This is a genomic window from Burkholderia arboris, assembly GCF_902499125.1.
Lineage (GTDB): Bacteria > Pseudomonadota > Gammaproteobacteria > Burkholderiales > Burkholderiaceae > Burkholderia > Burkholderia arboris.
Genome location: NZ_CABVPX010000004.1, coordinates 282977 through 309357, shown reverse-complemented (window position 1 = coordinate 309357; position 26381 = coordinate 282977). Strand labels below are relative to the sequence as shown.

Sequence of the window (26381 nt, the reverse complement as noted above, 5' to 3'; positions counted from 1 at the left end):
GGCCAGAGTGGCGCGGCCGCGGTGTCGGGACACTCGCCGCGGCTGCGCGATCGCGCCGTCGCAAACGTCCGGCGCCGGTTACGCGGCGGGCGAGTGCTTCAAGCGTAGTGAATCGATCGGGCCGGCGAGGGCGCCCGCTGAAAAAATCCCGGCCGCCGCGACGACATCGATCCACGTCGAATCAGGATGCTATTCGTGCAACAACCGGCGTTCCAGTCCCTTAAAATGCCGTCAGTGTTCTATGGGTGGAACAATCATGGATGACCTGAACGACCTCTACTATTTCGTGAAGGTGGTCGAGCACGGCGGGTTCACGCAGGCCGGGCGCGCGCTGGACGTGCCGAAATCGACGCTGAGCCGGCGCATCGCGGCGCTGGAAGCGCAGTACGACGTGCGGCTGCTGCAGCGCACGACGCGTCATTTCACGGTCACGGAAACCGGGCGCGAATTCTATGAGCGCTGTCTCGCCGTGCTGGTCGAGGCCGACGCCGCACGCGAGGTGATCGAGCGGCGGCACGCGGAGCCGCGCGGCATCGTCCGCGTCAGCTGCCCGACCGCGTTGCTCGAATACCGCGTGAGCGAGCTGGTCGCGCGCTTCATGGCGATTCATCCGCAGGTACACGTGCATCTCGAGGCGACGAACCGCCGCGTCGACCTGCTGAGCGAAGGATTCGATCTCGCGTTGCGCGTGCGTTTCCCGCCGCTCGAGGACAGCGATCTCGTGATGCGCGTGCTCGCCGACAGCCCGCAGCGGCTGGTCGCCGCGCCGCACTGGCTGGCCGGGCGCGCGGTGCCGTCCGACCCGGCCGAGCTGATCGGCGCGCCGAGCCTCGACTGGGGGCCGACGCGGCATCACGTGTGGCACCTGGTCGGGCCGAACGGCGCGCACGCGCAACTGCGCCATCACCCGCGTTTCGTGACCGACGACATGCACGCGCTGCGCGACGCGGCGATTCACGGCGTCGGCATCGTGCAGCTGCCGTGCATGGTCGTCGAGGACGACCTGCGCAACGGCACGCTGGTCGACGTGCTGCCGGGCTGGGCGCCGAAGGGCGGCGTGGTGCACGCGGTGTTTCCGTCGCGGCGCGGGTTGCTGCCGCGCGTGCGCCTGCTGATCGACTTCCTGGCCGAACACATCCGGAAGGATTGACGGGCGGCGCGCGGTGTTCCGCGCGCCCTGGCCGGCTGCGTTCAGGCCGTCAGTGCCGCTTGCGGATCTGCACCTGCACCTTGCCGTCGCGGATCGGCATCACGTCGGGGCTGTCGTCGCCGACTTCGCTCGCGATCAGGTCGTTCAGGCGGCCGTTCATCGCGAGCAGCAGCTCGCCGTGCCGCTGGCGGTCGGTTGCGAGATTGCGCATCTCGCCCGGGTCGCTCGCGACGTCGAACAGCTCGACATCGTTGCGCGCGAACAGCGCTTCGAGCGTCGTCGGCCGGTTGAATTCGAGCGGCGAGAAATAGCGCGTGAAGCGGTAGCGGCCGTCGAACACGCTGCGGATCGTGCCGCGCAACCGGAAATCCGGCTGTTGCGCCAGCGCGCGGCGCAGCAGCTCGTCCTCCGGCACGCCTTTCTGCCGCAGCGTACTCAGTTCCTTCAGCATCCATTCGCTGTCGTAGTACAGCAGCATCGCGTAGTTGAACAGCGTGGCGTCGCGCGCCGCATGCCGTTTCGCGTCGGCCGGCTTCGCGAGCCAGCGCGTGAGGTCGTGCCCCTTCAGCGCGCTGCCGCGGATCGTCGCGAGCCGTGCGTCGTCGAGGCCGGTGAGCCCGAGCAGCGTCGGCGCGATGTCGATGTGCGACGTCAGCGCATCGCACTGCATGCCGCCCGGATACGCGGGATGGCGGATCACGAGCGGTACGTGGTTCTGCGGCTGGTACGCGGTCGCGCCCTTGCCGACGAGCTGGTGCGCACCGATGTGATCGCCGTGATCGGCCGTCATCACGACGATCGTGCGTTCGTCGAGCCCCAGCGACTGCAGCGACTGCAGCAGGCGCACGACGTGCGTGTCGCAATCGCGGACGCAGTTGAAGTAGTTGTCCTGATAGATGCGCAAGCGTTCGTCGGTAAACGGGTAACGCCCGACGAGGTTCGCATGCGCGGCGTTGAACATCCCGTGCGCGGGTGGCCGCCCCGGCTCGTCATACGGCTGCCGTCGCGATGGCGCGAGCGGCACGTCGCGCCATGACGTGCGGTACAGCGCGTCGTTCGGCGGCGGCGCGTTGCCGAGCATCGGATGGTTCGCATCCTGCACCGTCGAGCCGTTCGTGTCGGTGTTCACGAACATCGCGTCGTGCGGATTCACGAGATTCACCGCGAGGAACCACGGCTTGCCTTCCTTCGCGAGGCGCGGCGCATGGTTGCGCATCCAGCTCACCGCGGCTTCGGCCGTGATCCCGTCGTACTGGTAGCCGCCGCGCACCATGCCGATCAGGTCGCCCACGCCGAAATAGTCGTCGAAGCCATACGCGCGGATCGTACGGTTGTAGTCGGCCACCGGCGCCGTGTACGGGCTCGCGGTTTCGTGCATCGAAGCGCTCAGGTGCCACTTGCCGAGATACGCGGCGTAGTAGCCCGCATCGCGCAGCATGTGGCCGACGGTGCGCACGTCCGGCGACATGTCCTTCTGCCAGGGCACGCCCGCGTTGTCGAGCACGCCGGTGTGCTGGATGTGCTGCCCGGTATAGACCGTCGAGCGCGACGGCGAGCACACGCAGGCGGCGATCTGGTGATGCATGAACGTGATGCCGTCGCGGCGCAGCGCTTCGCGGCCCGGTACCGGAAACGGCCAGCGGTCGAAGTGGCGTTCCTGGTCGGTGAGGATGAACAGGATGTTGTAGCCGGCGGGCGGTGTGGCGGGTGCGGTTGCCGCGCCCTGGAACGCGGGCGCCGGATCGACGCCGGCGACGTTCGCGACGCCGGCGGCCGGTGCGCCGGGCGGCGGCGTCGCGGCCAGCGCGTCGGCGCCGAAACCGGCCGACGCGACCGCCGCGCCGGCCAGCTTGAGGAACTGACGCCGCGCGGTGGGCTCGGGGGCGGGGGTGTCCTGATCGTCTTTCACGTCGGTTGTCTCCTGGTCGTGCCGGCTCGTGCCGGGGGTTTTCATGCCGACGACTATGCGGCAGGATCGCGTATCGATCGATGAAAGATCGGGATCGATCGATAACCTGCCGAACATGAATGACGGAGACGCCCGTGACCTTCGACCCCCGCGCCCCGGCCGGCCGTACGCGCCCGGAACCGCTCGCGCCGCCCGGCGCACCGGCCCACGAGCAGCGCATCGCGCAGGCGCTGCGCCGGCTGCGCGTGCGTGACATGGAAACGCTCGACACGCTCGGGCGCACGCGCAGCTTCGCGCGCACGGCCGAGGCGGCGTCGATCACGCAGCCGGCGCTGTCGAAATGGCTGCGCGAGCTCGAGGAATCGCTCGGCCTGCCGCTGTTCGAGCGCACGTCGCGGCGTGTCGCGCCGACGGCGTACGGCGATGCGCTGCTCGAATGCATCGGCCGCGTGCTGACCGACATGCGAGGCGTCGCGCCGGCGTTCGACGCGCTGCGCACGGGCGCCGGCCGCCCGGTGTCGATCGGCCTGCTGCCGAACATGGCGCCGCAGCTGATTCCGGGCGCGCTCGCCTGGTTGCGGGAAGCCGGCCGCCCGGTGCAGCTCAACGTGCGGGAAGACACGCTCGACCGGATGCTCGCGCAGGCGCAGCGCCGCGAGCTCGACCTGCTCGTGTGCCGGCTCGACGCGTCGGCGCTACGCGCGGGGCTCGACGTCGCGCCGCTGTACCGCGACGACATGATCGTCGTCTGCGGCCCGCGCCATCCGCTGCTCGGGCGCGCGCGGATCGGCTGGCGCGACGCGGCCGCGTTTCCGTGGATCGCGCCGCCGCTGGGGTCGCCCGCGCGCACGGCGCTCGACGCCGAGTTCGCGAAGGCGGGCCTGGCGCCGCCGTCCGTGCTGATGGAATCGGTGTCGTGGCAGACCAACCGCGCGGTCGCCGAACAGTCGCCGTGCCTGTTCGTGCAGTCGGCCCGCGCATTCGATCTGGCGACGCGAGCCGGCGAGCGCGTCGGCCGGCTGCCGCTGAAACTGTCGACGATGCCCGATACGGTCGGCGCGCTGTATGCGGCGCCCGCGAGCGTGTCGGTCGCCGCCGCGATCGATGCGCTGAAGGCCGTGACGCGCACGCCTCCCGGCGCCGGCGATTGACCGGGAACGGAGCCGCGCGCCGTCACAATCTGACGAACCGGTTTCGGAGCCGGCGCGCCGGGGCGCCCGAGGCCGTCGCGCGGCGCGCAAGCCTTTCGGCGAGCTGACCGCCGCGGGCGGGGGAGCGGCAACCGAGCGTAAGCCCTGATGTGCGCGGACACGCCGGTTGTCACGGATTGGTGTTAAATATATTTCGGCGCGCCTTGGCTCGGCGCGCAAACGGGGCGCACCGGGCATCGGCGTAAACCCGGGGCGAAACAGGGCACGGAAGATCGATAACGAATCGGGCGCATCAGACCCGGTCGGACAGACGGCAGGATTCATCTTGAATACCGAACCGCAAAGTTCTCGTTACAGCCTCGGGCTCGCGGCGGAAGTGCTCGCGTCCGAACAAAGCGTGCTGCGACTGATCACGCGCAACACCCCGCTGCCGGAACTGCTGATCGAAGTTTGCCGGCGTGCCGAGGCTTTGCTCGGCGACGGCGCATCGTGCACGATCCTGCTGCTCGATACGGACGGCGTGCACGTGCGCGTCGGTGCGGCGCCGTCGTTGCCTGCGCAATACAGCGCCGCGATCGACGGTGCGCCGATCGGGCCTGCGGCCGGCTCATGCGGCACGGCGATGTACGAGCGCCGGATGGTCGCCGTCGAAGATATCGAAACCGATCCGCTGTGGGCCGACTACCGTGCCATCGCATCGCCGCTGGGCCTGCGCGCATGCTGGTCGGTGCCGTTTCTCGACGACTCGGGCGCCGTGCTCGGCGCGTTCGCCGTCTATCACCGCCGGCCGCGCCGGCCGAGCGACGAGGAAACCGAACTGTTGCGCGACATCGGCAACAGCGTCGGGCTCGCGGTGCACCAGGACCGGATCGCGCGGCAGCTGGCGCGCAGCGAGGAACATCACCGGCTTGTCGTCAACAGCCTGAACGAAGGGATTCTCGTCGTATCGCGCGACGGCGTCGTGGTCGCCAGCAACCCGAGCGCGAACCGGATGATGCGCGTGAAGGGCGACCTCGTCGGCCGCCGGCTGTCGACGGTGATCCTGCGCAAGCTGCGCGAGGACGGCACGCCGATCGCGCCCGATGCGTGGCCGAGCCGGCTCGCGCTCGAGACGGCCAGGCCGATGCTCGACTACACGGTCGGTTTCGGCCTGGCGGACGGCGACATCATCTGGGTGCGCGGCAACGCGGTGCCGATCGTGAGGCCGGGCGAGACGCAGGCCGACTCCGTGCTCGTGTCGTTCAACGATATCGGCCCCGTGCGCGAAGCGCAGCAGCAGCTGCGCTACCTGGCGACGCGCGATGCGCTGACGGGCCTCTACAACCGCCGCTGGCTCGCCGATCGCATGCGCGAGCTGTTCGGCGGGCACGATGCGGGCCGGCCGGCACGCGTCGCGATCCTGTTCATCGATCTCGTCGGCTTCAAGAAGGTCAACGACACGGCCGGCCACGACGCGGGCGACGCGCTGCTGCGCAGTGTCGCGGCGCGGCTCGCGGCCTGCGCGGGCAGCCGGTATGCGCTCACGCGCGTCGGCGGCGACGAGTTCGTGATTCTCGTCGACGACTGCGACGATCCCGACCGCCTCGCGGTGCTCGCGCGCGAGGTGATCGACGCGATCGCGAAACCGTTCGCGATCGCGAACAACGAGTACTGGCTCGGCGTATCGATCGGGATCAGCGTCGCGCCGCGCGACGGCGACGATGCGGTCACGCTGATGCGCAACGCCGATTCGGCGATGTACGACGCGAAGCAGCGCGGCCGCAACCATTTCACGTTCTTCACCGCGCAGCTCAACCTGCGGCTGCAGCGCCGCTTCGCGGTCGAGCAGTCGCTGCGGCGCGCGCTCGCGTCGGACATGCTGCGGCTCGCCTACCAGCCCGTCGTCGATGCGCGCAGCGGGCGCACGGTCGGCGCCGAAGCGTTGCTGCGCTGGAACAGCCCCGAGCTCGGGCCGATGTCGCCGGCGGAATTCATCCCGGTGGCGGAAGATACCGGGCTGATCGTCGCGATCGGCCAGTGGGTGCTCGAAACGGCCTGCAGGCAGGCGGCCGAATGGCGCCGCACGATTGCGCCCGACCTGATGCTGGCCGTCAACCTGTCGCCTCGGCAGTTCCACGAAGGGCTCGTCGAATCGGTCGATCGCTGTCTCGCGCAAACGCGGCTCGATCCTTCCGCGCTCGAACTCGAGATCACCGAAGGACTGCTGATGAACGACACGGACACCGTGCTGCCGATGCTCGAAGCGCTCACGGACATGAACGTGCGGATCTCGGTCGACGATTTCGGCACCGGCTATTCGTCGCTCGCGTACCTGAAGCGCTTTCCGCTGCACAACCTGAAAGTCGACCGCTCGTTCGTGTCGGGCGTGCCCGATCATCACGACTCGGTCGCGATCACGCAGGCGGTTGTCGCGATGGCGCATTCGCTCGGGATGAAGGTCACGGCAGAGGGCGTCGAGACGCAGGCGCAGTCGTGGTTCCTGCAGCAGATCGGCTGCGACATGCAGCAGGGCTACCTGTTCAGCCGCCCGCTGGACCCGAACGACTACGCGCGCCGGCTCGGCGCCGCGTAAGCGCGGCGCGCACGGTCATTCGCCGCGCGGCGCGCCGAACCCGCCGCCGGGCGGCGTCGGTGTCGCATCGATCTCGACGCGGTTTTTGCCTTCGTGCTTCGCGCGATAGAGCGCGCGGTCGGCCGCCTCGATCAGCACGGTCGTCGGCAGGCCGGGCGCGGGCACGATGCTCGCGCCGCCGATGCTGATCGTCACCGTGTTGCCGGTCGACGAATGCGCGTGCCGCAGCCGCAGCGCCTCGACCGCGAGCCGGATCTTTTCGCCGAGCAGCCGCGCGGCGCCGGGCGACGTGGCCGGCATCACGACCGCGAATTCCTCGCCGCCGAAGCGCGCGGCGAGATCGCCCGACTGCCCGAGGCAGCGCTCGATCGTCGAGGCGATCTGCTTGAGCACGCTGTCGCCCGACACGTGCCCGTACGTGTCGTTGTAGAGCTTGAAGTTGTCGACATCGATCATCAGCAGCGACAGCTCGCTGCGCTCGCGCGTGCCGCGCCGCCATTCGGCAGCCAGGTATTCGTCGAGATAGCGCCGGTTCGACAGCCCGGTCAGGCCGTCCGAGTGCGTGAGGCGCCGCAGTTCGAGGTTGGCCTCGAGCAGTTGCTGCTGAGACTGCCGCAGCGCGCGATAGGCTTCGTCGCGCTGCAGCAGGTTCATGTACGAGCGCGAGTGGTAGCGGATGCGCGCGACGAGCTCGATGCGGTCGGGCAGCTTGACCAGATAGTCGTTCGCGCCGGACGCGAACGCGGCGCTCTTGATTACCGGCTCTTCCTGCGTCGACAGCACGATGATCGGCACGTCGCGCGTCGCCGGGTTCGCGCGGTACGCCTTCACGAGGCTCAGCCCGTCGGTGCCGGGCATCACGAGGTCCTGCAGGATCACGGTCGGCCGCGTCTCGATCGCGGTGGCCATCGCGTCGTCCGAGCGCGGGCAGTAGTGGAAGTCGATGCCTTCCTCGTCGACGAGCGCGCGGCGTATCGCTTCCGCGACGATCGTCTGGTCGTCGACCAGCAGCACCATCGCCGGCACGTCGGCGTGCGGCGCGGTCGGACCGCCCGGCGGGCGAGTCAGGTCAATGGTCATGGTCGATGCGGGTTGTTGCGGTTGTAGCAGGGGCCGGCATGGGTGTTGCGCGTGTTCATCGTCGGGCTCAGATCCGCGTGAGCGCCGCCAGCTCGCCCGCGATGCGTCCGAGCGGCAGGATCGCGCGTGCCGCGCCGAGCGTCGCGGCCGCCTTCGGCATCCCGTACACGGCGCTCGTCGCCTCGTCCTGCGCGATCGTATGGTAGCCCTTCATCCGCAGCGCCTTCAGGCCGATTGCGCCGTCGCGCCCCATCCCCGTGAGCAGCACGCCGATCACGCGGCCGGGCCAGTGCTCGGTCAGGCTGTTGAAGAACACGTCGACCGACGGGCGATACGGCGTGGCGGTCGGCTCGCGCGTGTACTCGAGCGTGCCGGCGCGCGTGATGCGCAGGTGATCGTCGGTCGCGGCGAGCAGCGCGACGCCCGGTTGCGGGCGGTCGCCTTCGCGTGCGACGCGCACGGCGAGCCGGGTCTGACCGTCGAGCCATTGCGCCATGCCTTCGGCGAAGGCGCGGTCGACGTGCTGCACGATCACGATCGGCGCATTGAAATCGGCCGGCAGGCCGCCGAGGATCGACGCGAGCGCGCCGGGGCCGCCGGCCGAGGCGCCGATCGCGATCAGCGGGCCGCCGCCGGCGCGGGCGGCCGTGCCGGCGATGCGCGCGCCGCCCGGCGCGTCGAGCAGGCGGCCGATCTGGTCGATCTTCGCGAGCAGCAGCTTCGTCGTGTCGCCGGCCGCGCCGTCGCCGAGCCGCGGCGTATCGACTGCGTCGAGCGCACCGGCGCCCATCGCTTCGAACACGCGCCACGCGTTCGCGCCGATGCAGCTCGTCACGATCAGGATTGCGCACGGTCGTTCGGAGCGCATGATCCGCCGCGTCGCTTCGATCCCGTCGAATTTCGGCATGATCAGGTCCATCAGCACGATGTCGGGTGGCTGCGTGGCGCACAGTTCGACGGCCTGCGCGCCGTCGGTCGCGACCCACAGCACACGGTGCTCGGGCCGTCGCGCGATCGCGCGGCGCATCGCCTCGACGGCAAGCGGGAGGTCGTTGACGATGCCGATGTTCACAAGCGGAATTCTCCGGTCGGTTCGTAATGTTGGAGGGTGGCCGGGTTCATGGGAGGGCTTGCCTGTTCGGCGCCGCCGGGCGGCTTCGGCGGCCGGACGGCACGGCATTCTTTTGGGTTGGCGACGCCCCGCATGCTGTCATGCGGCGCGGGCGGCGGCAATCGAAAAATTCGCGCATTGTGCGGTTTCAGTGCGTTTCCTCTATGACTGTGCGGCATATCGCGGGCGGCCGACGGATCTCGGGCGGGCCAGGTGCGCCGCGGGCGCCTCGCGACAGCCGGTCGCCGCTGGCCCGTCGCCGGCATGCCGTGCGATCATGGCGCGCCGTGCGCCTGGAATCCCCGTCGAGCGAACCACACTGAACGACATGAACGAGACATCACGTTTTCAAATGCCCTTGCGGGCAATGGCCGCGTGGCTGTGCATCGCGTCCGCCGCGGCGGTTGCGGAAACGCCCGCCGCCGTCCCCTGGCCGTCGGGCTGGGAGGTGGCGGCCGGCCCCGCGCTGACGACCCGCGCGGGCAAGACGCTGCCCGGCTCGAATGCGGTCGCGCTGAAGCGCGACGCGACGGGCGCGGCCGAGGCCATGATTTCGTTGATGCAGATCGTGCGGACCGATCACGGTGCGGCCGGCCTCGACCGCGAATTCGACACGATGCAGCACGTGATCGTCGACGGCTACCGGAGTCGCGGCTGGACGACGCAATGCACGGCGGCCGGGCAGGCGCCGCTGGGCGGCCGCCCGGGGCTCGCGACGACCTGCGACATGCATCGTGCGGACGGCACGGCGATCCGGCAGATCCTCGTCGCGACGATGAGCGAGACGACCGTGTACGGGCTGTCCTATACGGCGCCCGCCGCGGGTTTCGACGCGCACAAGCCGGAATTCGACGCGATGCGCGCGGATTTGACCGTGCAATGACGGACGCCATGACGCCACCCGACACCCTGCGGCTCAGCCGCGACCCGTACGCGCCGATCGTGATCGAGCGGGACGGCCGGTTGCTGTACAGGATCGACATCGAGAGCGGGCATGCATCGTTCCACCGCGATTTCCCGGTCGATTCCGATGCGCTGCGCGTGCTGAGCGACGATGCCGAACGCTACTACTTCCTGTTCGCGGCGCTTCATCATCCGTACCAGCTGAGCGCGACGAACCTGTCCGACGCGCAGCGCGAACGCTACTTCAGCACGATCCTGTTTGCCGGCCGCGACGAGGTCGAAGCTTTCATGACGGAATGCGACCGCGCCAGCAACGGCGCAGTGGCGAACCTGCTGAGGATCTTCACGCAGGCCGATTACCGGCAACTGCGCGAGGGCCGGTGGTTCGGCATGGGCGCCGGCACGCCGGCCGCGTAGCGGGCCGTACCGGGCATCGGGCCGCGCAGCGGCTGCGCGGCCGCGTCGTCAATGGCTGCGCGCGTAGCCCTGGATCAGCGCGCGCATCATCCCTTCGACCGTCGCGTCGCGCAGGTCGCCTTCCTGCTCGGCCTCCTCGACGAGCGCGGCATAGGCGGTCGCGAGCGTCACGCGGTCGACTTCATGGCGTTGTTCCATCAGCGTCACCATCCCGTCCTTCGCCAGATGAGCGGAGAACGCGCGGCTGCCGATGGTCTGGAATACGTCAATCATGGCGGCTCTCCCGTCCGTTGCCGATGCTTTCCAGTGTAGTCGGCGCACCCCGGCTCCGCCATGCGCGGCGGCCCGTTGCAGGCTTCCCCGCTGCGCGGTGTCACGACCGGCGGCCAACGTGCCCGCGATGGCTGGCCCGCCATCGATTCGTCCAATGAAACACGGCCGACACATGGCCCCGGCACGGTGCTTGCACGCTTCAACGTTTACCCGATCCGGCAAATTGTCGACTTTTTATCGATAAAGTCTCGTGTTAGATTTCGCCGTCCGAGCCCGGTCGAAACCGGGCCGGCAGCGCGTTGCCTGGGTGGCGCGCATCCGACACAAGGAGGGGAAATGCTGGTGCTGATTGGGGTGCCGATCGTCGTGATCGGTTTCGCGCTGCGCTTCAATGCGCTGCTGGTGGTCACGATCGCGGGGCTCGCGACGGGGCTCGCGGGCGGGCTGAATCTTGTCGACATCGTCAGTGCGTTCGGCAAGGCATTCACCGAAAACCGCTACATGGGGCTGATCTGGCTGACGCTGCCGGTGATCGCGCTGCTCGAGCGCAACGGGCTCAAGGAGCAGGCGAAGCGGATGATCTCGCGCGTGCAGGCGGCGACCACGGGCCGCGTGCTGATGCTGTACTTCGTGCTGCGCCAGGCCACGGCCGCGCTCGGCCTGACGTCGCTCGGCGGCCACGCGCAGATGGTGCGGCCGCTGATCGCGCCGATGGCCGAAGCCGCGGCCGTCAGCCGGCACGGCGAGCTGCCGGAGTCGGTCCGCCAGCAGATCCGCGCGCATGCGTCGGGCGTCGACAACGTCGCCGTGTTCTTCGGCGAGGACATCTTCATCGCGATCCAGTCGATCCTGCTGATCAAGGGTTTTCTCGAACAGAACGGGATCTCGATCGAGCCGCTGCAGCTGTCGGTGTGGGCGATCCCGACCGCGATCGCCGCGCTGCTGATCCACTGCACGCGCCTCGCGCTGCTCGACCGCCGGCTGACGCGCGGCTTCGGCCTGGTGAAGCAGGGGGGCGCGCGATGATCGGCCTCGAATCGCTGTACACGCTCGCGGGGCTGATGTTCGCCGCGTTCGCGTGCTTCAACCTGACGGACCGCACGAACCCGCGCCGGGTCGTCAATTTCGCGTTCTGGGCGATCTATGCGGTCACGTTCCTGTTCGGCGCGCTGCTGCCGCATTTCGTGACGGGCTGCCTCGCGATCGCGCTGGCGGTGATCGCCGGCTCCGGCAAGCTCGGGCGCGGCAAGTCCGACGAGGCCGGTGAAGCGGCGGCCGCACGGCGCGAGACGTTCGCGCAGCGTTTCGGCAACCGGCTGTTCCTGCCCGCGCTGCTGATTCCGGTCGTCACGCTGATCGGCACGTTCGCACTCAAGCACGTCCCGTTCGTCGAAGCGAAGAGCGTGACGCTGATCTCGCTCGTGCTCGGCACGATCGTCGCGTTCGTGGTCGCGCTCGCGATGCTGCGCGATTCGCCCGTGCATGCGGTGAAGGAAGCGCGCCACACGATGGACGCGGTCGGCTGGGCCGCGATCCTGCCGCAGATGCTCGCGGCGCTCGGTGCGCTGTTCGCGGTCGCGGGCGTCGGCGGCGTGGTGTCGGGGCTCGTGAGGGAATGGGTGCCGATCGATTCGCCGTTCGCGGTGGTGGCGGCGTACACCATCGGCATGGCGCTGTTCACGATGATCATGGGCAACGGCTTCGCCGCATTTCCCGTGATGACGGCTGGCATCGGCCTGCCGCTGATCGTCCACCAGTTCCACGGCAACCCGGCGATCGTCGGCGCGATCGGGATGCTGAGCGGCTTCTGCGGTACGCTGATGACGCCGATGGCCGCGAACTTCAACATCGTGCCGGCGGCGCTGCTCGAACTGAAGGACAAGAACGGCGTGATCAAGGCGCAGTGGCCGACAGCCGTGCTGCTGCTCGCGGTGAACACGCTGCTGATGTTTGCGTTCGTATTCCGCTTCTGACGAGATGCCCACATGACCGACCGACTTACCCCCGAACTCGCCTCGACATTCGCGTCGCTCGCGCTCGCGCACCTGACCCGCGAATATCCGAACAAGCTCACGCATTCACTCGAAGGGCCGCACGACGTGCAGGGGCCGCGCGCGCTGCACCCGATCTTCTACGGCAGCTACGACTGGCACTCGTGCGTGCACGGCTACTGGCTCGTGCTGAGCGTGCTCGAGCGCTACCCGGCATTGCCGGAGGCCGAGCGCATCGTCGCGACCGTCGATGCGCATTTCACCGACGCGAACGTCGCCGGCGAACGCGCGTATCTCGCGCTGCCGCACAACAGCGGCTTCGAGCGGCCATACGGCTGGGCGTGGCTGCTCGCGCTATCCGCGCAGCTCGAGCGGCTCGCGCTGAAGGGCGCGCTGCCGCAGGCCGCGCGCTGGGCGAAGACGATGGCGCCGCTCACCGACCTGTTCGTGTCGCGCTTCGAGACCTTCCTGCCGAAAGCGACGTATCCGCTGCGCGTAGGGACGCACTTCAACACCGCGTTCGCGCTGGCGCTCACGCTCGATTTCGCACGCGATACGCAGCGCGACGGGCTCGCGGCGCTGATCGTCGATACCGCGAAGCGCTGGCACCTGAACGACGTCGCGTGCCAGGCGTGGGAGCCGTCGGGCGACGAATTCCTGTCGCCCGCGCTGATGGAAGCCGAGCTGATGCGACGCGTGCTGCCGGCAGCCGAATTCGACGGCTGGTTCGCGCGCTTCCTGCCCGACCTCGCGCGCGGCGAGCCGGCAACGCTGTTCGAACCGGCGACGGTCAGCGATCGCAGCGACGGCAAGATCGCGCACCTCGACGGGCTGAACCTGAGCCGCGCGTGGTGCCAGCGCGCACTGGCCGGCGCGCTGCCGGAAGGCGATGCACGACGCGCGAAGCTGCTCGACGCGGCCGACCGGCACCTCGCGAGCGCGCTCGCGCACGTGGCCGGCGACTACATGGGCGAGCACTGGCTCGCGACGTTCGCGCTGCTCGCGCTCGACGCGTAGCGCGGGCGGGAAGGGCCGCGGCCCGGCGGTTCAGGTCCGCGGCCGCGCAATCGTGTCGTCGCCCGGCGACTGTAGCGACACGTCGAGTTTGTCCAGCATTTGCCGCCAGCCGATCGAGACGCCTTTGGGCGCAAGCTCGGACGGTACGCGCTCATGCGTCAGCACGAGTTCGCACAGGCCGTCGCGGTCGAACAGATCGATCGTGACGAGCGTTTCCTGCTGGTTCATGTAGGAGGACTGCCACGTGAATACCAGCTTCGACGGGCGCTCCAGCACCCGGTATTCGCCGGAGTGTGTGTACTCGATGCGCGACGAGCGCATGACGATGTGAAAGCGTCCGCCGACGCGCGGCTCCAGCATCGCGTCGCAATGCTTCATCGTGCCGGGCAGCATCCACGCGCACAGGCCGTCCGCGTCCAGCCATGCGTCGAACACGTCGTCGCGCGACGCATGAAGCAGCTTGCGGACCGTGATCGCATGACCGCTCATGACTGGGGCGGCTTCTGTTTTCGCTTGGCGGCGAGATGCCGGTCGAGCGCGTCGAGCCGCTCGCCCCAGAACTCGGCGTAATGGTCGAGCCACTGCTGGACTTCCTTGAGATTTGCCGCGTCGAGCTGGCACGCGTGCTCGCGCCCCCGGATTTCGCGGCGGATCAGCCCCGCCTTCTCGAGCGTCTTGACGTGCTTGGAGATCGCATTGAGGCTCACGCCGTACGGCGCCGCCAACTCGCCCACGGTCAGGCTGCCGTCGCGCAGCCGTCCGAGTATCGACCGCCGGGTCGGATCGGCAAGCGCGCTGAAGATGGCGTCCAGCCTGTCGGGCGAACGATCGTGTGGATTCGTGGAGAGACTCATGGCGGCATTATATTCAACCCAAAGGTTGACAGTCAACCTTTGGGTTGAATAACATCGGATCGCTTTCAACCGGAGAATTCCGATGTTCAAGTTATTGCAAATCGATTCGAGCCCAATGGGCGATGCGTCCGTTTCGCGCCAACTGACGCAGGCGTATGCGCGTAACTGGCTGCGCGCGCATCCCGGCGGGCGCGTCGTGGAACGGGATCTGTGTCGCATTGCGATGCCGCCGATCGACGCGGCGTGGATCGCGGCGAACTTCACGCCGCCGGACCTGCGTACCGGGCAGCAAAACGAGATGCTGGCATTGTCGACGACGTTCACGACCGAGCTGCGCGACGCCGACGAATACGTGATCGGCGTGCCGATGCACAACTGGGGGCCGTCCGCGCACTTCAAGCTCTGGCTCGATCACATCGTCAGGCAAGGGGAGACGATCGAAACGACGTCGTCCGGGCCGCGCGGGTTGCTCGGCGGGCGACGTGCGACCTTCGTGATCGCGGCGGGAGGGCTCTACGGGCCGGCCGCGGAGCGGGCGCAGCGCAATTTCCTCGAGCCGTGGCTGCGAACGCTGTTCGGTTATCTGGGCGTCACGGACATGCGTTTCGTGATGGCGGACGGGGCAGCGGACGTGTTCACCGGCAAGACCGATAGCGCGGCGTTTCTCGCGCCGCACCTCGACGCGGTGCACGCGTTGTTCGCGTAGTCGACCGGCATCTCGCGCGCACTCGCGCACGTGGCCGGCGACGGCACGGGCGAGCGCTGGCGCGCGACGTTCGCGCCGGGCGCGCAGCGCGCGAAACCCCGTCGGCGGCAAGGTCTTCGGCGCGCGGCTATACTCGCCGCTCGGGCCGTTTCGCGCCGCATGCGTTGCGCGATACGGCCATCCGCCAGTTCGCCGCCTCGCCATGGACAAGCTCATTTCCTACGTCGCCGCGATCCACGGGCTCGCCGGGCCGGTGCAGATCGTGTCGCACGCGACGTCGCACGACCGCTGGACCGACGACGAGGTCGAGGTCACGCGCGACGAAACCGAATACCGTTTCGACAACGGCGCGATCGTGCGCCGCTCGGTCGAGCAGGACCGCGCGCCGTCCGACCTGCTGTGCGCCGAATGCTGGATCGACTACGACGTGCTCCATCATCCCGATGCGCAGCCGATCAGCCCGTCGCGGCTGACATTCGACAACGCGTGCCGCGAAACCTTCTGGCTGCGCTACCACCTCGCATGAAGCGGTGAGCGCGTGCGGCCGCCTCAGCCCGGCGGCACGCCGTCGGCCCCATGCAGCAGCGGCGCGAGCCGCGTGGCCGCGTCGCGCATCTTCGGCACGTTCTCCAGCAGGTCGTTGAGCGTCGCACGCGCGGTCGGCGCATGCACGGCGAGCGCCGCGAGCACGCGGCCGCTCGCGGCATCCTTCACCGGCACCGCGACGGCCACCATTCCGCGCACGAATTCCTCGTTGTCGATTCCGACGCCACGCGCGGCGAGCCGGTCGAGCTCGGCCGCGAGCAACTGCGCATCGGTCAGCGTCCGGTAGGTCATCTTCTTCAGCGTGAGCCGCGCCAGCATCGCGTTGCGCTCCAGCGCATTCATCTGCGACAGGAACAGCTTGCCGCTCGCCGTGCAATGCAGCGGCACGCGCATGCCGGGCCGCATCTCGAGCCGCAGCGGCTCGGTCGTCTCGACGCGTTCGACGTACAGCACCGTGTCGCCGTCGAGCGCGGTGAGGTTGCAGGTCTCGCCGAGCACGTCGACGAGCGCGCGCAGCACCGACCGGCAGCCACGCGTGAACGTGTTGTTCGACAGTGCCGCGAGCGCGAACTGCGCGGCGCGCGGCCCGAGCGCGATGCCGCGGTCGTGGCCGCGCGAGTCGGGCATGTGGATCACGTAGCCGCGCGTTTCGAGCGATTCGACCAGCCGCAGCAGCGTCGCCTTCGGGATGTGCAGCCGCGCGGCGAGCTGCGACAGCGTGTAGGGCTGCCCGGCCGAGGCCAGTGCTTCGAGCACGGCGAGCGCACGCAGCACGCGTGCGTCGTCGGCGGGCGCGCCATCGGGCGGCGCGGGGGCGGTGTCGCGCATGTGTCTCCTCCGTCGGGATCGGCGTGCGTCCCGGGATGGTCGTGTCCGGCAGAAATGAAACGAATTGAGCGGTTTTTGTACCACATTCACGGCGCGGACAATAAATCGGCTTGTACGCGCTTCGTGTGCTCCATAAATTTGGACGAAACATACCGGATTTTTCTCATACCCGGAACGGAGACACGGAATGACACGCAGCTTCGACTATGTCGTGGTCGGCGCGGGATCGGCCGGTTGCGTCCTCGCCAACCGGCTGTCCGACGGCGGCCGCCACACGGTGTGCCTGCTGGAGGCCGGCCCCGCCGACAACTACATGTGGATCCATGTGCCGATCGGCTATGGCAAGACGATGTTCCACCCGATCTACAACTGGGGCTTCCATACCGATCCCGACCCGAACATGCACAACCGCCGCCTGTACTGGCCGCGCGGCCGCACGCTCGGCGGCAGCAGCTCGATCAACGGGCTGATCTACGTGCGCGGGCAGCAGCAGGACTACGATCACTGGGCCGCGCTCGGCAACCGCGGCTGGAGCTGGCGCGAGTGCCTGCCGTACTTCCGGCGGCTCGAACACAACACGCTCGGCGACGGGCCGACGCGCGGCACCGGCGGCCCGCTGTGGGCGTCGGCGATCCGGCAGCGCCATGAACTCGTCGATGCGTTCGTCGCCGCGTCGAACCGGCTCGGCGTGCGCACGGTCGACGATTTCAACACGGGCGACCAGGAGGGCGTCGGCTACTACCAGCTCACGACGCGCAACGGGCTGCGCTGCTCGACGGCCGTCGCGTACCTGAAGCCCGCGCGCGGGCGGCCGAACCTGCACATCGAAACCGATGCGCAGGCGCTGAAGGTGCTGTTCGACGGCGCGCAGGCGTCCGGCGTGCGCTACGTGCAGCACGGCAAGGTGCACGAGGTGCGGGCGCTGCGCGAGGTGATCCTCGCGGCCGGGGCGCTGCAGTCGCCGCAGCTGCTGCAGGTGTCGGGCGTCGGGCCGGCCGCGCTGCTGGACCGGCACGGGATTCCGGTCGTTGCCGATCGCAAGGGCGTCGGCGAGAACCTGCAGGATCATCTGCAGGTGCGATTGATCTACGAGGTGACGAAGCCGATCACGACCAACGACGCGCTGCATTCGTGGGTCGGCCGCGCGAAGATGGGGCTGCAATGGGCGCTGTTCCGCGGCGGCCCGCTCGCGATCGGCATCAACCAGGGCGGCATGTTCTGCCGCGCATTGCCGGACGAATCGGCGACGCCCGACATCCAGTTCCATTTCTCGACGCTGTCGGCCGATTCGGCCGGCGGCAGCGTGCATCCGTTTCCGGGCTGCACGTATTCGATCTGCCAGTTGCGGCCCGAATCGCGCGGCACCGTACGGATCATCAGCGACGATGCGCGCGACGCGCCGTCGATCCAGCCGAATTATCTCGATACCGAGCGCGACCGCCGCACGACGGTGGCCGGCGTGCGCTTCGCGCGCCGCGTCGCGGCCACCGAGCCGATGGCGCCGCTGATGAAGCGCGAGGTGCGGCCCGGCGCCGACGCGCGGACCGACGACGAACTGCTCGAGTTCTGCCGCGAATACGGCCAGACGATCTTCCATCCGTCCGGCACGGCGAAAATGGGTGTCGCGAGCGATCCGCTCGCGGTCGTCGACGAGCGGTTGCGCGTGTACGGCACGCGCGGGCTGCGCGTGGTCGACTGCTCGATCATGCCGACGCTCGTATCGGGCAATACCAACGTGCCGATCGTGATGGTCGCCGAGAAGGCGTCCGACATGATTCTCGAGGACGCGCGCGAGGCCGATCGCGGCCGCAGCGTCGCGCCGGCCGCCGAGGCAGTCGCGTAGGACAGGGCGCCCGCGCGGCCCGTGCTCCTGCGCCCGGACGGCCGCCGCGCGCTCATCGATGCCCCCGCCGGCACGGCGCCGGGGCAGGTTGCGGCGCATCCTTACCTGGAGAAGCTCGCATGGCAATCGATTCCCGGGTCGTCCGACGCGTGGCCGCGGCCAGCGTGATCGGCGCGACCGTCGAGTGGTACGACTTTTTCCTGTACGGCGTGGTCGCCGGCATCGTGTTCGACAAACAGTACTTTCCGGCGGACGACGCGTTCGTGTCGACGATGCTCGCGTATGCGACGTTCGCGGTCGGCTTCGTCACGCGGCCGCTCGGCGGCCTGCTGTTCGGCCATCTCGGCGATCGCGTCGGGCGCAAGTCCGCGCTGATCCTGACGATGCTGATCATGGGCGTGTCGACGGCCGGCGTCGCGTTCCTGCCGACCTACGCGCAGATCGGCATGTGGGCGCCGGTGCTGCTGCTGACGCTGCGCGTGCTGCAGGGCATCGGCCTGGGCGGCGAGTGGGGCGGCGCGGTGCTGATGGCGTACGAATATGCGCCGCCGCACCGGCGCGGGCTGTATGCGAGCCTGCCGCAGATCGGCCTTGCGATCGGGCTGTGCCTTGCGGCCGGCGTCGTCGCGCTGCTGTCGCGCGTGCTGCCGGACGCCGCGTTCCTCGCGTGGGGCTGGCGCGTCGCGTTCGCGGCGTCGCTGCTGCTCGTGGCGGTCGGCTTCTACATCCGCACGCGGGTGGCCGATACGCCCGAGTTCGTCGCGCTCAAGCGTCAGCGGCGCGACACGAAGCTGCCGGTCGTCGAGCTGCTCGCCAACTACCGGCAGGCGATCCTGCTCGGGATGGGGGCGCGTTACATCGACGGCGTGTTCTTCAACGTGTTCGCGGTGTTCTCGATCGGCTACATGACGCGCAACCTGTCGATCTCGCGCGGCGACGCGCTGCTCGGCGTGATGAGCGCGGCCGTCGTGATGTGCGTGTTCATCCCGGTGTTCGGCGGCCTGTCGGACCGGCTGGGCCGTGCGCGCGTGTACCGGTGGGGCGCGACGCTGTGCGGGTTGTCGGTGCTGCCCGCGTTCTGGCTGCTGCAGACGCAGTCGACGAACCTGCCCGCCGTGTGGCTCGCGCTGGTGATCCCGTTCGGGATCTTCTATGCGATGGCGTATGGGCCGGAAGCCGCGCTGTTCGCGGAGCTGTTCGACGCGAACGTGCGTTACACGGGCATTTCGTTCGTCTACCAGGTGTCGGGCATCTTCGCGAGCGGCCTCACGCCGATCGTTGCAACCGCGCTGCTGCGCGTGAACGGCGGCGCGCCCTGGCTCGTCGGGGTTTACGTGATGTTGTCTGCACTCCTGTCGATCGTGTCCGCGCGGGCGATCGAGAAACGCGGCAACCTGACCGGCGTCGCGGTGCGCGCGACGTGACGTTGCGCTGGGCGGGGCGGGGCGGCGCGCGGGGTCGTATCGGCGAACCGGTCGCCAGCGGCTCCGCGCGCCGCGCTGCCGTTCGCCGCCGGTCGCCCGCAGCCGGTCGCCCCGCGTTGGTTCGTATTGCCCGCCGCGCTGGTCCGCCCGCGGGCCCCGCACGCTGGTCCAAGCGAATGCGGTCCACTGGACCTACCTGCGAAAAATCGGCCTGCCTACACTTGCCTCGACAGATCGCCGCATTGAAGCATCTGCACACGATCGACCCGAAGAGCACGATCAGGAGACAGGCATGACCTACAGGCAGTCGGCAGCATTCGCCCGCGCGGCGGGCACGCGCCCCGCATCAGTCAGTCCAATCGCCTCGCGCGCCCGTTGCGGCGCAACAGGCACGCCCGTGTCGGAGGGCTGATCATGTCGACCCGTTCCATCGAAGGCACCGCGAGCGGCTTTGCCGGCGCCCGGCCGAACGATACGCGTTACGACCCGACCTACGATCCGCTCGTGTCGCCGGGCCCCGGGTGCGGCAAGCAGTACGCGCCGACCTACTGGGTCGCGACGGCCGGCACCCCGCCGCCCGACGACGGCCCCGTCACGCGCGATCTCGATGTCGACGTCGCGATCATCGGCGCCGGCTACACGGGCCTCGCAACCGCGCTGTGCCTCGCGCGGGATCACGGCATCAAGGCCGTCGTGCTCGAGGCCAACCGCACGAGCTGGGGCTGCAGCAGCCGCAACGGCGGGCAGGGGCAGAACGCGTCGGGCCGGCTGTCGCGCTCGCAGTGGATCGAACGCTGGGGCAAGGACGTTGCGCTGAAGATGCACGACGAGATCCTCGAGGGCTTCGAGCACTTCAAGTCGCTCGTGTCGGAAATCGACTGCGAACCGCAGCCGGGCGGCCATTTCCTGATCGCGCATCGCCCGCGCATCATGGCGAAGCTCGCGGCCGAGGCGAAGGTGTGGAAGGACGTGTTCGGCTATCCGTCCGAACTGCTGAGCGCGGAGACGTTCCGCCGCGAATTCATCGACGACCACGAGGCGGCCGGCGCGCTGCACGAGCCGGAAGGCATCGGCATCCATGCGCTGAAGCTCGCATTCGGCTACCTGCGGCTCGCCCGCGAAGCCGGCGCGAAGGTGCATACGAGCAGCCCGGTGCTCGGTTTCGAGACGATCGACGGCGTCCATCATCTGCGTACGCCGGGCGGCGTCGTGCGGGCCCGTGCGGTCGGCATCGCGACCGGCGCGTACACCGCGCAGACGCTGCATCCGTCGCTGCGCAGCAAGGTGATGCCGATCCTGTCGAATTCGATGGTCACGCGGCCGCTCACCGACGCCGAGATCGACGCGTGCAATTTCCGCACGACGCAGGTGCTGACCGATACGCGCACGCTGCGCTTCTACTACCGGTTCCTGCCCGATCGCCGCCTGCAGATCGGCAGCCGCAGCGCGATCACCGGCGACGATGCGCCGAACCCGCGCCACTTCGAATTGCTGAAGGAAGGGATGGCGCGCAAGTTTCCCGCGCTGCGAGGCGTACAGATCGATTATTCGTGGTGGGGCTGGGTCGACGTGAGCCACGACATGATGCCGCGCGTGTGCCAGCCCGATCCGCGGCAGTCGGTGTACTACGCGCTCGGCTATGGCGGCAACGGCGTGTCGTACTCGCAGCAGGCCGGCCGGCGCCTTGCCGAGCAGATCGCGGGGAAGGGCGCACGCCAGACGCTGCCGATCTTCACGTCGCCGCTGCCGGGCCACCCGTTCGCGCCGTTCCGGCGCCTCGGGCAGCGAATGCTCTACGTGTCGTACTTCAGGAACGACGAGAAACCCTGAACGCGGTGCATCCGGCCCGGCGCCGCGCGCTCGCACCGGGCCATCCAACACAAGAAAAGCAACGGAAATCCGTGCGGCCGGGGCTGCAGGCGCCCCTGCACGCGCCGTCGCCGGCGGCGCTCGCGTTCACCCGACGGTGATGCGCGGGCGGCGCCGGACAACTGGATATGGAGAAGACATGCAACCCTCGATGGAACAGAGTGACCTGAAATGTGGGCTCAAGCAGCGCCACATGACGATGATCGCGCTTGGCGGCGTGATCGGTGCCGGGCTGTTCGTCGGCAGCGGCGTGGTGATTCAGCAGACCGGGCCGGCCGCGATCCTGTCGTTTCTGATTACGGGCGGGCTGGTCGTGCTCGTGATGCGGATGCTCGGCGAGATGGCCTGTGCGATGCCGGCCGTCGGCTCGTTCTATGAATACGCGCGGCTCGCGTTCGGCAACTGGCGCGGGCCGGGCAAGATGGCGGGCTTCCTCACCGGCTGGATGTACTGGTATTTCTGGGTGATCGTCGTCGCGCTCGAAGCGGTGGCGGGCGCGAAGCTGATCCAGTTCTGGCTGCCCGACACGCCGGCCTGGATCATCAGTCTCGCGCTGCTGGTCGTGCTGACGCTCACGAACCTGATCTCGGTCGGCAGTTACGGCGAGTTCGAATTCTGGTTCTCGTCGATCAAGGTCGGCGCGATCATCGTGTTCCTGTTCCTCGGCGGCCTCTACGTGCTCGGCCTGTGGCCTGCGTCGATGCACACCACAGCCGTGCTGCCGACGCTGCTCGGCCACGGCGGCTTCATGCCGCTCGGCATCGGGCCGGTGATGAGCGGGGCGGTCGCGGCCACCGGGTTCTACTTCGGCGCCGAGATCGTGACGATCGCGGCGGCCGAGGCGAAGGAGCCGGCCAAGGCCGTTGCAAAGGCAACCAACTCGGTGATTACGCGCGTGCTGGTGTTCTACGTCGGGTCGGTCGCGCTCGTCGTCGCGCTGGTGCCGTGGAATTCCGCGCAGATGGCCACGCCGTACGTGAGCGCGCTGGAAGTGATGGGCCTGCCGGCCGCCGCCAACGTGATGAACGCGATCGTGCTGACGGCCGTGCTGTCCGCGCTCAACTCGGGCCTGTATGCGGCATCGCGAATGCTGTTCGCGCTGACCCGCCACGGCGACGCGCCGGCCGCGCTCGCGAAGGTCAACAAGCGCGGCGTGCCGGTGCGCGCGATCCTGCTCGGCACGGTGTTCGGCTACGCGTCGGTGGTGATGTCGTATGTGTCGCCCGACACCGTGTTCGCGTTCCTCGTCAATTCGTACGGCACCGTCGCGCTGTTCGTGTACGTGCTGATCGCGTTCTCGCAACTGCGCCTGCGCAAGCGTCTCGACCCGGTGGCCGCCAGCAAGCTGCGCGTCAAGATGTGGGCGTATCCGTACCTGACCTGGGTCGCGATCGTCGGCATGATCGGCATTCTCGTCGCGATGGCGTTCATCCCGGACCAGCGCAAGCCGTTGTGGCTCGGCGTCGCGAGCCTCGGCGTGCTGGTCGTCGCATACGGGCTGACGCGCCGCAGCCGTCGCGAGCATCTCGACGACAGCGAACTGCTTGCGTATCCGCCGCGGTAACGGGCGGTAACGCATGACGCCGAAGGCCCGGTGCGCGCGCCGGGCCTTCGCGCGTGCAGATCCGGCGGGCGATCCGATGGATGTCGCGGCCAACTATCAGGCCGCCCGATAGGACCGATCGGAGGATGCGACTTTATGTCGGCCGCCTGCCGGCATAGCATGGATGAACCGATTCACGGGTGCGCCCCGGCGGGGCGCACCGTCATCCGCGAACGAGGACAGACGATGGAACATCGGGCACGCGAGCGCGACGAGCAGGCCGACATCAAGACCACGACGTGCTACATGTGCGCATGCCGCTGCGGCATCCGCGTACACCTGCGCGACGGTGAAGTGCGCTATATCGACGGCAATCCGCAGCATCCGCTGAACCAGGGCGTCATCTGCGCGAAAGGTTCGTCGGGAATCATGAAGCAGTATTCGCCCGCGCGGCTCACGCAGCCGCTGATGCGCAAGCCGGGCGCCGAACGCGGCGATGCCCAGTTCGAGCCGGTGTCGTGGGAGGTCGCGTTCGACGTGCTCGAAAAGCGCCTGTCGCACCTGCGCGCGACCGACCCGAAGCGCTTCGCGCTGTTCACGGGCCGCGACCAGATGCAGGCCCTCACGGGCCTGTTCGCGAAACAGTTCGGCACGCCGAACTATGCGGCGCACGGCGGGTTCTGCTCGGCGAACATGGCGGCCGGGATGATCTATACGATCGGCGGCTCGTTCTGGGAATTCGGCGGCCCCGACCTCGACAACGCGAAGCTGTTCTTCATGATCGGCACCGCGGAGGATCACCATTCGAATCCGCTGAAGATCGCACTCGGCAAGTTCAAGCGCGCGGGCGGCCGTTTCATCGCGATCAATCCGGTGCGCACCGGTTACGCGGCGATTGCCGACGAGTGGATTCCGATCCGCCCGGGCACCGACGGCGCGCTGTTCATGGCGCTGATGCACGAGCTGATCGCGCGCGACGCGTTCGACATGGAATTCGTGTCTCGCTTCACGAACGCGGGCGAGCTGATCGACCTGCGTGCCGATGCCGACACGTCCGGGCTGTTCGTGCGCGATGCCGATGCGCCGGAGGTCAACCCGCTGTATCCGCAGAACCGGATGTGGTGGGACACGAAGACGAACCGCGCGGTGCTGCACCACACGGATGGCGCCGAGCCTGCGCTCGACGGCCGCTACACGCTCGACGACGGCACGCCGGTTGCACCGTCGTTCACGCTGCTGCGCGAACAGGTGGCCGATTGCACGCCCGAATGGGCGGCCGACATCACCGGCATCGCGGCGGATACGATCCGCCGCCTCGCCCGCGAGATGGAAACGGTCGCGCGCGCGCACGCGATCGAATTGCCGGTGCGATGGACCGATTCGTGGGGCAAGGAACATGCGACGGTGAAGGGCGTGCCGATCGCGTTCCATGCAATGCGCGGGCTCGCCGCGCATTCGAACGGCTTTCAGACGATTCGTGCGCTCGCGGTGCTGATGTCGCTGCTCGGCACGATCGACCGCCCGGGCGGCTTTCGCCACAAGGCGCCGTATCCGCGCGCGGTGCCGCCGTCGGCGAAACCGCCGAACGATCCCGACCAGATCAAGCCGAACACGCCGCTCGCGACCGGCCCGCTCGGCTGGCCGGCCGGCCCCGAGGATCTGTTCGTCCATCCGGACGGCACGCCCGCGCGGCTCGACAAGGCATTCTCGTGGGAATACCCGCTCGCGGTGCACGGACTGATGCATTCGGTGATCACCAATGCGTGGCGCGGCGATCCCTATCCGATCGATACGCTGCTGATCTTCATGGCCAACATGGCGTGGAATTCGTCGATGAATACGACGGAAGTGCGCAAGATGCTGGTCGACAAGCGCGACGACGGTGAGTACCGGATCCCGTTCCTGGTCGTGTGCGATGCGTTCGCGTCGGAGATGACGGCGTTCGCCGACCTGATCCTGCCCGACACGACTTACCTCGAACGGCACGACGTGATGTCGGTGCTCGACCGGCCGATTTCCGAATTCGACGGGCCGGTCGATTCGGTACGGGTGCCCGTCGTGCCGCCGACCGGCGAATGCAAACCGTTCCAGGAAGTGCTGATCGAGCTGGCGAGCCGGCTGAAGTTTCCGGCCTTCACGACCGCGGACGGGCAGCGCAAGTACCGCGACTATCCGGATTTCGTCATCAACTTCCAGACCGCGCCGAATTCGGGCACCGGCTTCCTGATCGGCTGGCGCGGCAAGGACGGCGACAAGGCCGTCGTCGGCGAGCCGAACCCCGACCAGTGGAAGCGTTACGCGGAGAACAACTGCGTGTACCACCACCGGTTGCCGGAGCCGCTGCAGTACATGCGCAACTGCAACGGCCCGTACATGCAGTGGGCGGTCGACAACGGCATGCGCAAGTTCGGTGTGCCGATCGTGATCCAGCTCTACTCGGACGTGATGCAGAAATTCCGGCTCGCTGCGCAGGGCCGCACGTCGGGCCGCCAGCCGCCCGACCATCTGCGCGAGCGCATCGCGCGCTATTTCGATCCGCTGCCGTTCTGGCACCGGTCGCTCGAAAGCGGGCTGACCGATGCGAACCGCTATCCGCTCGCGGCGATCACGCAGCGGCCGATGGCGATGTACCACTCGTGGGATTCGCAGAACGCGTGGCTGCGGCAGATCCACGGCGAGAACCACCTGTTCGTGAACCCGGTGACGGCCGCCGCGCAGCAGATCGACGACGGCGCGTGGATCTACGTCGAATCGCCGTGGGGCAAGGTACGCTGCCGTGCGCGCTACAGCGAGGCCGTCGAGCCCGGCACCGTGTGGACGTGGAACGCGATCGGCAAGGCGTCGGGCGCATGGAATCTCGGGCCGGACGCGGGCGAGTCGCAGCGCGGCTTCCTGCTCAACCACGTGATCACCGACGAGTTGCCGGATGCGGCGCGCGCCGGTGCGCGCATGTCGAACTCCGATCCGGTTACGGGGCAGGCCGGCTGGTACGACGTGCAGGTGCGGATCTATCCGGCCGAAGCCGATGCGGCGACGACGCTGCCGCAGTTCGCGCCGATGCCGGCGCTGCCCGGCACGCCGCGCGTGCTGCAGCGCGTGCAGGCGTATTTCGCGGGAACCGGCGCATTCGCCGCGCGGCTGCGGCGCGCGGCGTCGGCCGGCCCGACGTCCGACGATCGTTGAACGAAGGAGCA

At 68.7% G+C, this 26381-nt stretch carries 22 protein-coding genes; 15 read left to right on the top strand and 7 right to left on the bottom strand.

Translation table 11 applies throughout. The features are described 5' to 3' along the window. The first annotated feature begins 256 nt into the window (after positions 1–256). Positions 257–1150: a LysR substrate-binding domain-containing protein gene (locus BLA15945_RS07435; RefSeq protein WP_174991928.1), complete on the top strand. Its 894-nt coding sequence runs from the start codon at positions 257–259 to the stop codon at positions 1148–1150. A 49-nt stretch (positions 1151–1199) separates the two neighbouring features. Here BLA15945_RS07435 and BLA15945_RS07430 read toward each other — a convergent pair whose 3' ends face one another. After that, positions 1200–3059 carry a sulfatase-like hydrolase/transferase gene (locus BLA15945_RS07430; protein WP_174991927.1) on the bottom strand — a complete coding sequence of 620 codons (1860 nt, stop codon included), beginning with the start codon at positions 3057–3059 and terminating at the stop codon, positions 1200–1202. A 134-nt stretch (positions 3060–3193) separates the two neighbouring features. Here BLA15945_RS07430 and BLA15945_RS07425 point away from each other — a divergent pair, with 134 nt between their 5' ends. Both BLA15945_RS07425 and BLA15945_RS07420 read left to right on the top strand, forming a co-directional pair. Next, a complete protein-coding gene (locus BLA15945_RS07425; RefSeq protein WP_059240755.1) occupies positions 3194–4210 on the top strand; it encodes a LysR substrate-binding domain-containing protein in 1017 nt (338 codons plus the stop codon). A gap of 325 nt (positions 4211–4535) precedes the next feature. Continuing rightward, positions 4536–6782 (top strand): putative bifunctional diguanylate cyclase/phosphodiesterase, encoded by a 2247-nt coding sequence (locus BLA15945_RS07420; RefSeq protein ID WP_174991926.1) that lies wholly within the window; start codon positions 4536–4538, stop codon positions 6780–6782. A gap of 15 nt (positions 6783–6797) precedes the next feature. On the opposite strand, the gene BLA15945_RS07415 is transcribed toward BLA15945_RS07420, so the two are convergent. Next, entirely contained in the window at positions 6798–7862 is a 1065-nt protein-coding gene (locus tag BLA15945_RS07415) for a diguanylate cyclase (protein ID WP_059237138.1), read from the bottom strand. Positions 7863–7929: 67 nt separating this feature from the next. After that, positions 7930–8934 (bottom strand): chemotaxis response regulator protein-glutamate methylesterase, encoded by a 1005-nt coding sequence (gene cheB, locus BLA15945_RS07410; RefSeq protein WP_174991925.1) that lies wholly within the window; start codon positions 8932–8934, stop codon positions 7930–7932. A gap of 391 nt (positions 8935–9325) precedes the next feature. Here cheB and BLA15945_RS07405 point away from each other — a divergent pair, with 391 nt between their 5' ends. Then, entirely contained in the window at positions 9326–9856 is a 531-nt protein-coding gene (locus tag BLA15945_RS07405) for a DUF4946 domain-containing protein (protein ID WP_174991924.1), read from the top strand. Between the two features lie 8 nt (positions 9857–9864). Next, positions 9865–10293, top strand: a complete 429-nt coding sequence (locus BLA15945_RS07400) for a hypothetical protein (RefSeq protein ID WP_174991923.1) — start codon at positions 9865–9867, stop codon at positions 10291–10293. A gap of 48 nt (positions 10294–10341) precedes the next feature. Here BLA15945_RS07400 and BLA15945_RS07395 read toward each other — a convergent pair whose 3' ends face one another. Then, positions 10342–10566, bottom strand: coding sequence for a hypothetical protein (locus tag BLA15945_RS07395; RefSeq protein ID WP_027782734.1), 225 nt, complete (start codon positions 10564–10566; stop codon positions 10342–10344). A 336-nt stretch (positions 10567–10902) separates the two neighbouring features. Between BLA15945_RS07395 and BLA15945_RS07390 the strand changes: the two genes are divergently transcribed. From BLA15945_RS07390 to BLA15945_RS07380, 3 genes are read left to right on the top strand one after another with little or no spacing between them, the layout of a single operon-like run. Beyond that, entirely contained in the window at positions 10903–11592 is a 690-nt protein-coding gene (locus BLA15945_RS07390) for a DUF969 domain-containing protein (protein WP_174991922.1), read from the top strand. Continuing rightward, entirely contained in the window at positions 11589–12539 is a 951-nt protein-coding gene (locus BLA15945_RS07385; protein ID WP_174991921.1) for a DUF979 domain-containing protein, read from the top strand. The genes BLA15945_RS07390 and BLA15945_RS07385 overlap by 4 nt, the downstream gene beginning before the upstream one ends. Positions 12540–12551: 12 nt before the next feature. Then, on the top strand, positions 12552–13574 hold the full coding sequence (locus BLA15945_RS07380; RefSeq protein ID WP_059237133.1) for a DUF2891 domain-containing protein: 1023 nt from the start codon (positions 12552–12554) through the stop codon (positions 13572–13574). Between the two features lie 30 nt (positions 13575–13604). Here BLA15945_RS07380 and BLA15945_RS07375 read toward each other — a convergent pair whose 3' ends face one another. Together BLA15945_RS07375 and BLA15945_RS07370 are read right to left on the bottom strand one after the other, a co-directional pair. Further along, positions 13605–14063 carry an SRPBCC family protein gene (locus BLA15945_RS07375; protein ID WP_174991920.1) on the bottom strand — a complete coding sequence of 153 codons (459 nt, stop codon included), beginning with the start codon at positions 14061–14063 and terminating at the stop codon, positions 13605–13607. Further along, a complete protein-coding gene (locus BLA15945_RS07370) occupies positions 14060–14428 on the bottom strand; it encodes an ArsR/SmtB family transcription factor (protein WP_059237131.1) in 369 nt (122 codons plus the stop codon). Before BLA15945_RS07370 ends, BLA15945_RS07375 begins: the two co-directional genes overlap by 4 nt. Before the next feature lie 82 nt (positions 14429–14510). Here BLA15945_RS07370 and BLA15945_RS07365 point away from each other — a divergent pair, with 82 nt between their 5' ends. Together BLA15945_RS07365 and BLA15945_RS07360 are read left to right on the top strand one after the other, a co-directional pair. Next, the gene (locus BLA15945_RS07365) at positions 14511–15134 is read left to right on the top strand and encodes an FMN-dependent NADH-azoreductase (protein ID WP_174991919.1); all 624 of its coding nucleotides are present in this window, start codon (positions 14511–14513) and stop codon (positions 15132–15134) included. A gap of 202 nt (positions 15135–15336) precedes the next feature. Beyond that, entirely contained in the window at positions 15337–15660 is a 324-nt protein-coding gene (locus BLA15945_RS07360) for a hypothetical protein (protein WP_059237129.1), read from the top strand. A gap of 23 nt (positions 15661–15683) precedes the next feature. Here the strand turns inward: BLA15945_RS07360 and BLA15945_RS07355 are convergent, their stop codons facing one another. Further along, a complete protein-coding gene (locus tag BLA15945_RS07355) occupies positions 15684–16508 on the bottom strand; it encodes an IclR family transcriptional regulator (protein ID WP_174991918.1) in 825 nt (274 codons plus the stop codon). 187 nt (positions 16509–16695) lie between these two features. Here BLA15945_RS07355 and BLA15945_RS07350 point away from each other — a divergent pair, with 187 nt between their 5' ends. The 5 genes from BLA15945_RS07350 to BLA15945_RS07330 all read left to right on the top strand — a co-directional run bounded on the left by BLA15945_RS07350 (position 16696) and on the right by BLA15945_RS07330 (position 26370). Beyond that, positions 16696–18351 carry a GMC family oxidoreductase gene (locus BLA15945_RS07350; protein ID WP_174991917.1) on the top strand — a complete coding sequence of 552 codons (1656 nt, stop codon included), beginning with the start codon at positions 16696–16698 and terminating at the stop codon, positions 18349–18351. A 119-nt stretch (positions 18352–18470) separates the two neighbouring features. Continuing rightward, a complete protein-coding gene (locus BLA15945_RS07345) occupies positions 18471–19775 on the top strand; it encodes an MFS transporter (RefSeq protein ID WP_174991916.1) in 1305 nt (434 codons plus the stop codon). Between the two features lie 414 nt (positions 19776–20189). Beyond that, positions 20190–21605 carry an NAD(P)/FAD-dependent oxidoreductase gene (locus BLA15945_RS07340; RefSeq protein ID WP_174991915.1) on the top strand — a complete coding sequence of 472 codons (1416 nt, stop codon included), beginning with the start codon at positions 20190–20192 and terminating at the stop codon, positions 21603–21605. Positions 21606–21783: 178 nt separating this feature from the next. Further along, a complete protein-coding gene (locus tag BLA15945_RS07335; protein WP_059237124.1) occupies positions 21784–23208 on the top strand; it encodes an amino acid permease in 1425 nt (474 codons plus the stop codon). Positions 23209–23433: 225 nt separating this feature from the next. Continuing rightward, positions 23434–26370: a molybdopterin oxidoreductase family protein gene (locus tag BLA15945_RS07330; protein ID WP_174991914.1), complete on the top strand. Its 2937-nt coding sequence runs from the start codon at positions 23434–23436 to the stop codon at positions 26368–26370. Positions 26371–26381: the final 11 nt, after the last annotated feature.

Excerpts from the sequence above, each read along its gene's own strand:
- BLA15945_RS07375 (WP_174991920.1), bottom strand. The coding sequence starts at position 14,063 with ATGAGCGGTCATGCGATCACGGTCCGCAAGCTGCTTCATGCGTCGCGC.
- BLA15945_RS07355 (WP_174991918.1), bottom strand. The coding sequence starts at position 16,508 with ATGCGCGACACCGCCCCCGCGCCGCCCGATGGCGCGCCCGCCGACGAC.
- BLA15945_RS07400 (WP_174991923.1), top strand. The coding sequence starts at position 9,865 with ATGACGCCACCCGACACCCTGCGGCTCAGCCGCGACCCGTACGCGCCG.
- BLA15945_RS07365 (WP_174991919.1), top strand. The coding sequence starts at position 14,511 with ATGTTCAAGTTATTGCAAATCGATTCGAGCCCAATGGGCGATGCGTCC.
- BLA15945_RS07340 (WP_174991915.1), top strand. The coding sequence starts at position 20,190 with ATGTCGACCCGTTCCATCGAAGGCACCGCGAGCGGCTTTGCCGGCGCC.
- BLA15945_RS07350 (WP_174991917.1), top strand. The coding sequence starts at position 16,696 with ATGACACGCAGCTTCGACTATGTCGTGGTCGGCGCGGGATCGGCCGGT.
- BLA15945_RS07395 (WP_027782734.1), bottom strand. The coding sequence starts at position 10,566 with ATGATTGACGTATTCCAGACCATCGGCAGCCGCGCGTTCTCCGCTCAT.
- BLA15945_RS07390 (WP_174991922.1), top strand. The coding sequence starts at position 10,903 with ATGCTGGTGCTGATTGGGGTGCCGATCGTCGTGATCGGTTTCGCGCTG.
- BLA15945_RS07330 (WP_174991914.1), top strand. The coding sequence starts at position 23,434 with ATGGAACATCGGGCACGCGAGCGCGACGAGCAGGCCGACATCAAGACC.
- BLA15945_RS07335 (WP_059237124.1), top strand. The coding sequence starts at position 21,784 with ATGCAACCCTCGATGGAACAGAGTGACCTGAAATGTGGGCTCAAGCAG.
- BLA15945_RS07435 (WP_174991928.1), top strand. The coding sequence starts at position 257 with ATGGATGACCTGAACGACCTCTACTATTTCGTGAAGGTGGTCGAGCAC.
- BLA15945_RS07345 (WP_174991916.1), top strand. The coding sequence starts at position 18,471 with ATGGCAATCGATTCCCGGGTCGTCCGACGCGTGGCCGCGGCCAGCGTG.
- BLA15945_RS07380 (WP_059237133.1), top strand. The coding sequence starts at position 12,552 with ATGACCGACCGACTTACCCCCGAACTCGCCTCGACATTCGCGTCGCTC.
- BLA15945_RS07370 (WP_059237131.1), bottom strand. The coding sequence starts at position 14,428 with ATGAGTCTCTCCACGAATCCACACGATCGTTCGCCCGACAGGCTGGAC.
- BLA15945_RS07405 (WP_174991924.1), top strand. The coding sequence starts at position 9,326 with ATGCCCTTGCGGGCAATGGCCGCGTGGCTGTGCATCGCGTCCGCCGCG.
- BLA15945_RS07415 (WP_059237138.1), bottom strand. The coding sequence starts at position 7,862 with ATGACCATTGACCTGACTCGCCCGCCGGGCGGTCCGACCGCGCCGCAC.
- BLA15945_RS07360 (WP_059237129.1), top strand. The coding sequence starts at position 15,337 with ATGGACAAGCTCATTTCCTACGTCGCCGCGATCCACGGGCTCGCCGGG.
- BLA15945_RS07385 (WP_174991921.1), top strand. The coding sequence starts at position 11,589 with ATGATCGGCCTCGAATCGCTGTACACGCTCGCGGGGCTGATGTTCGCC.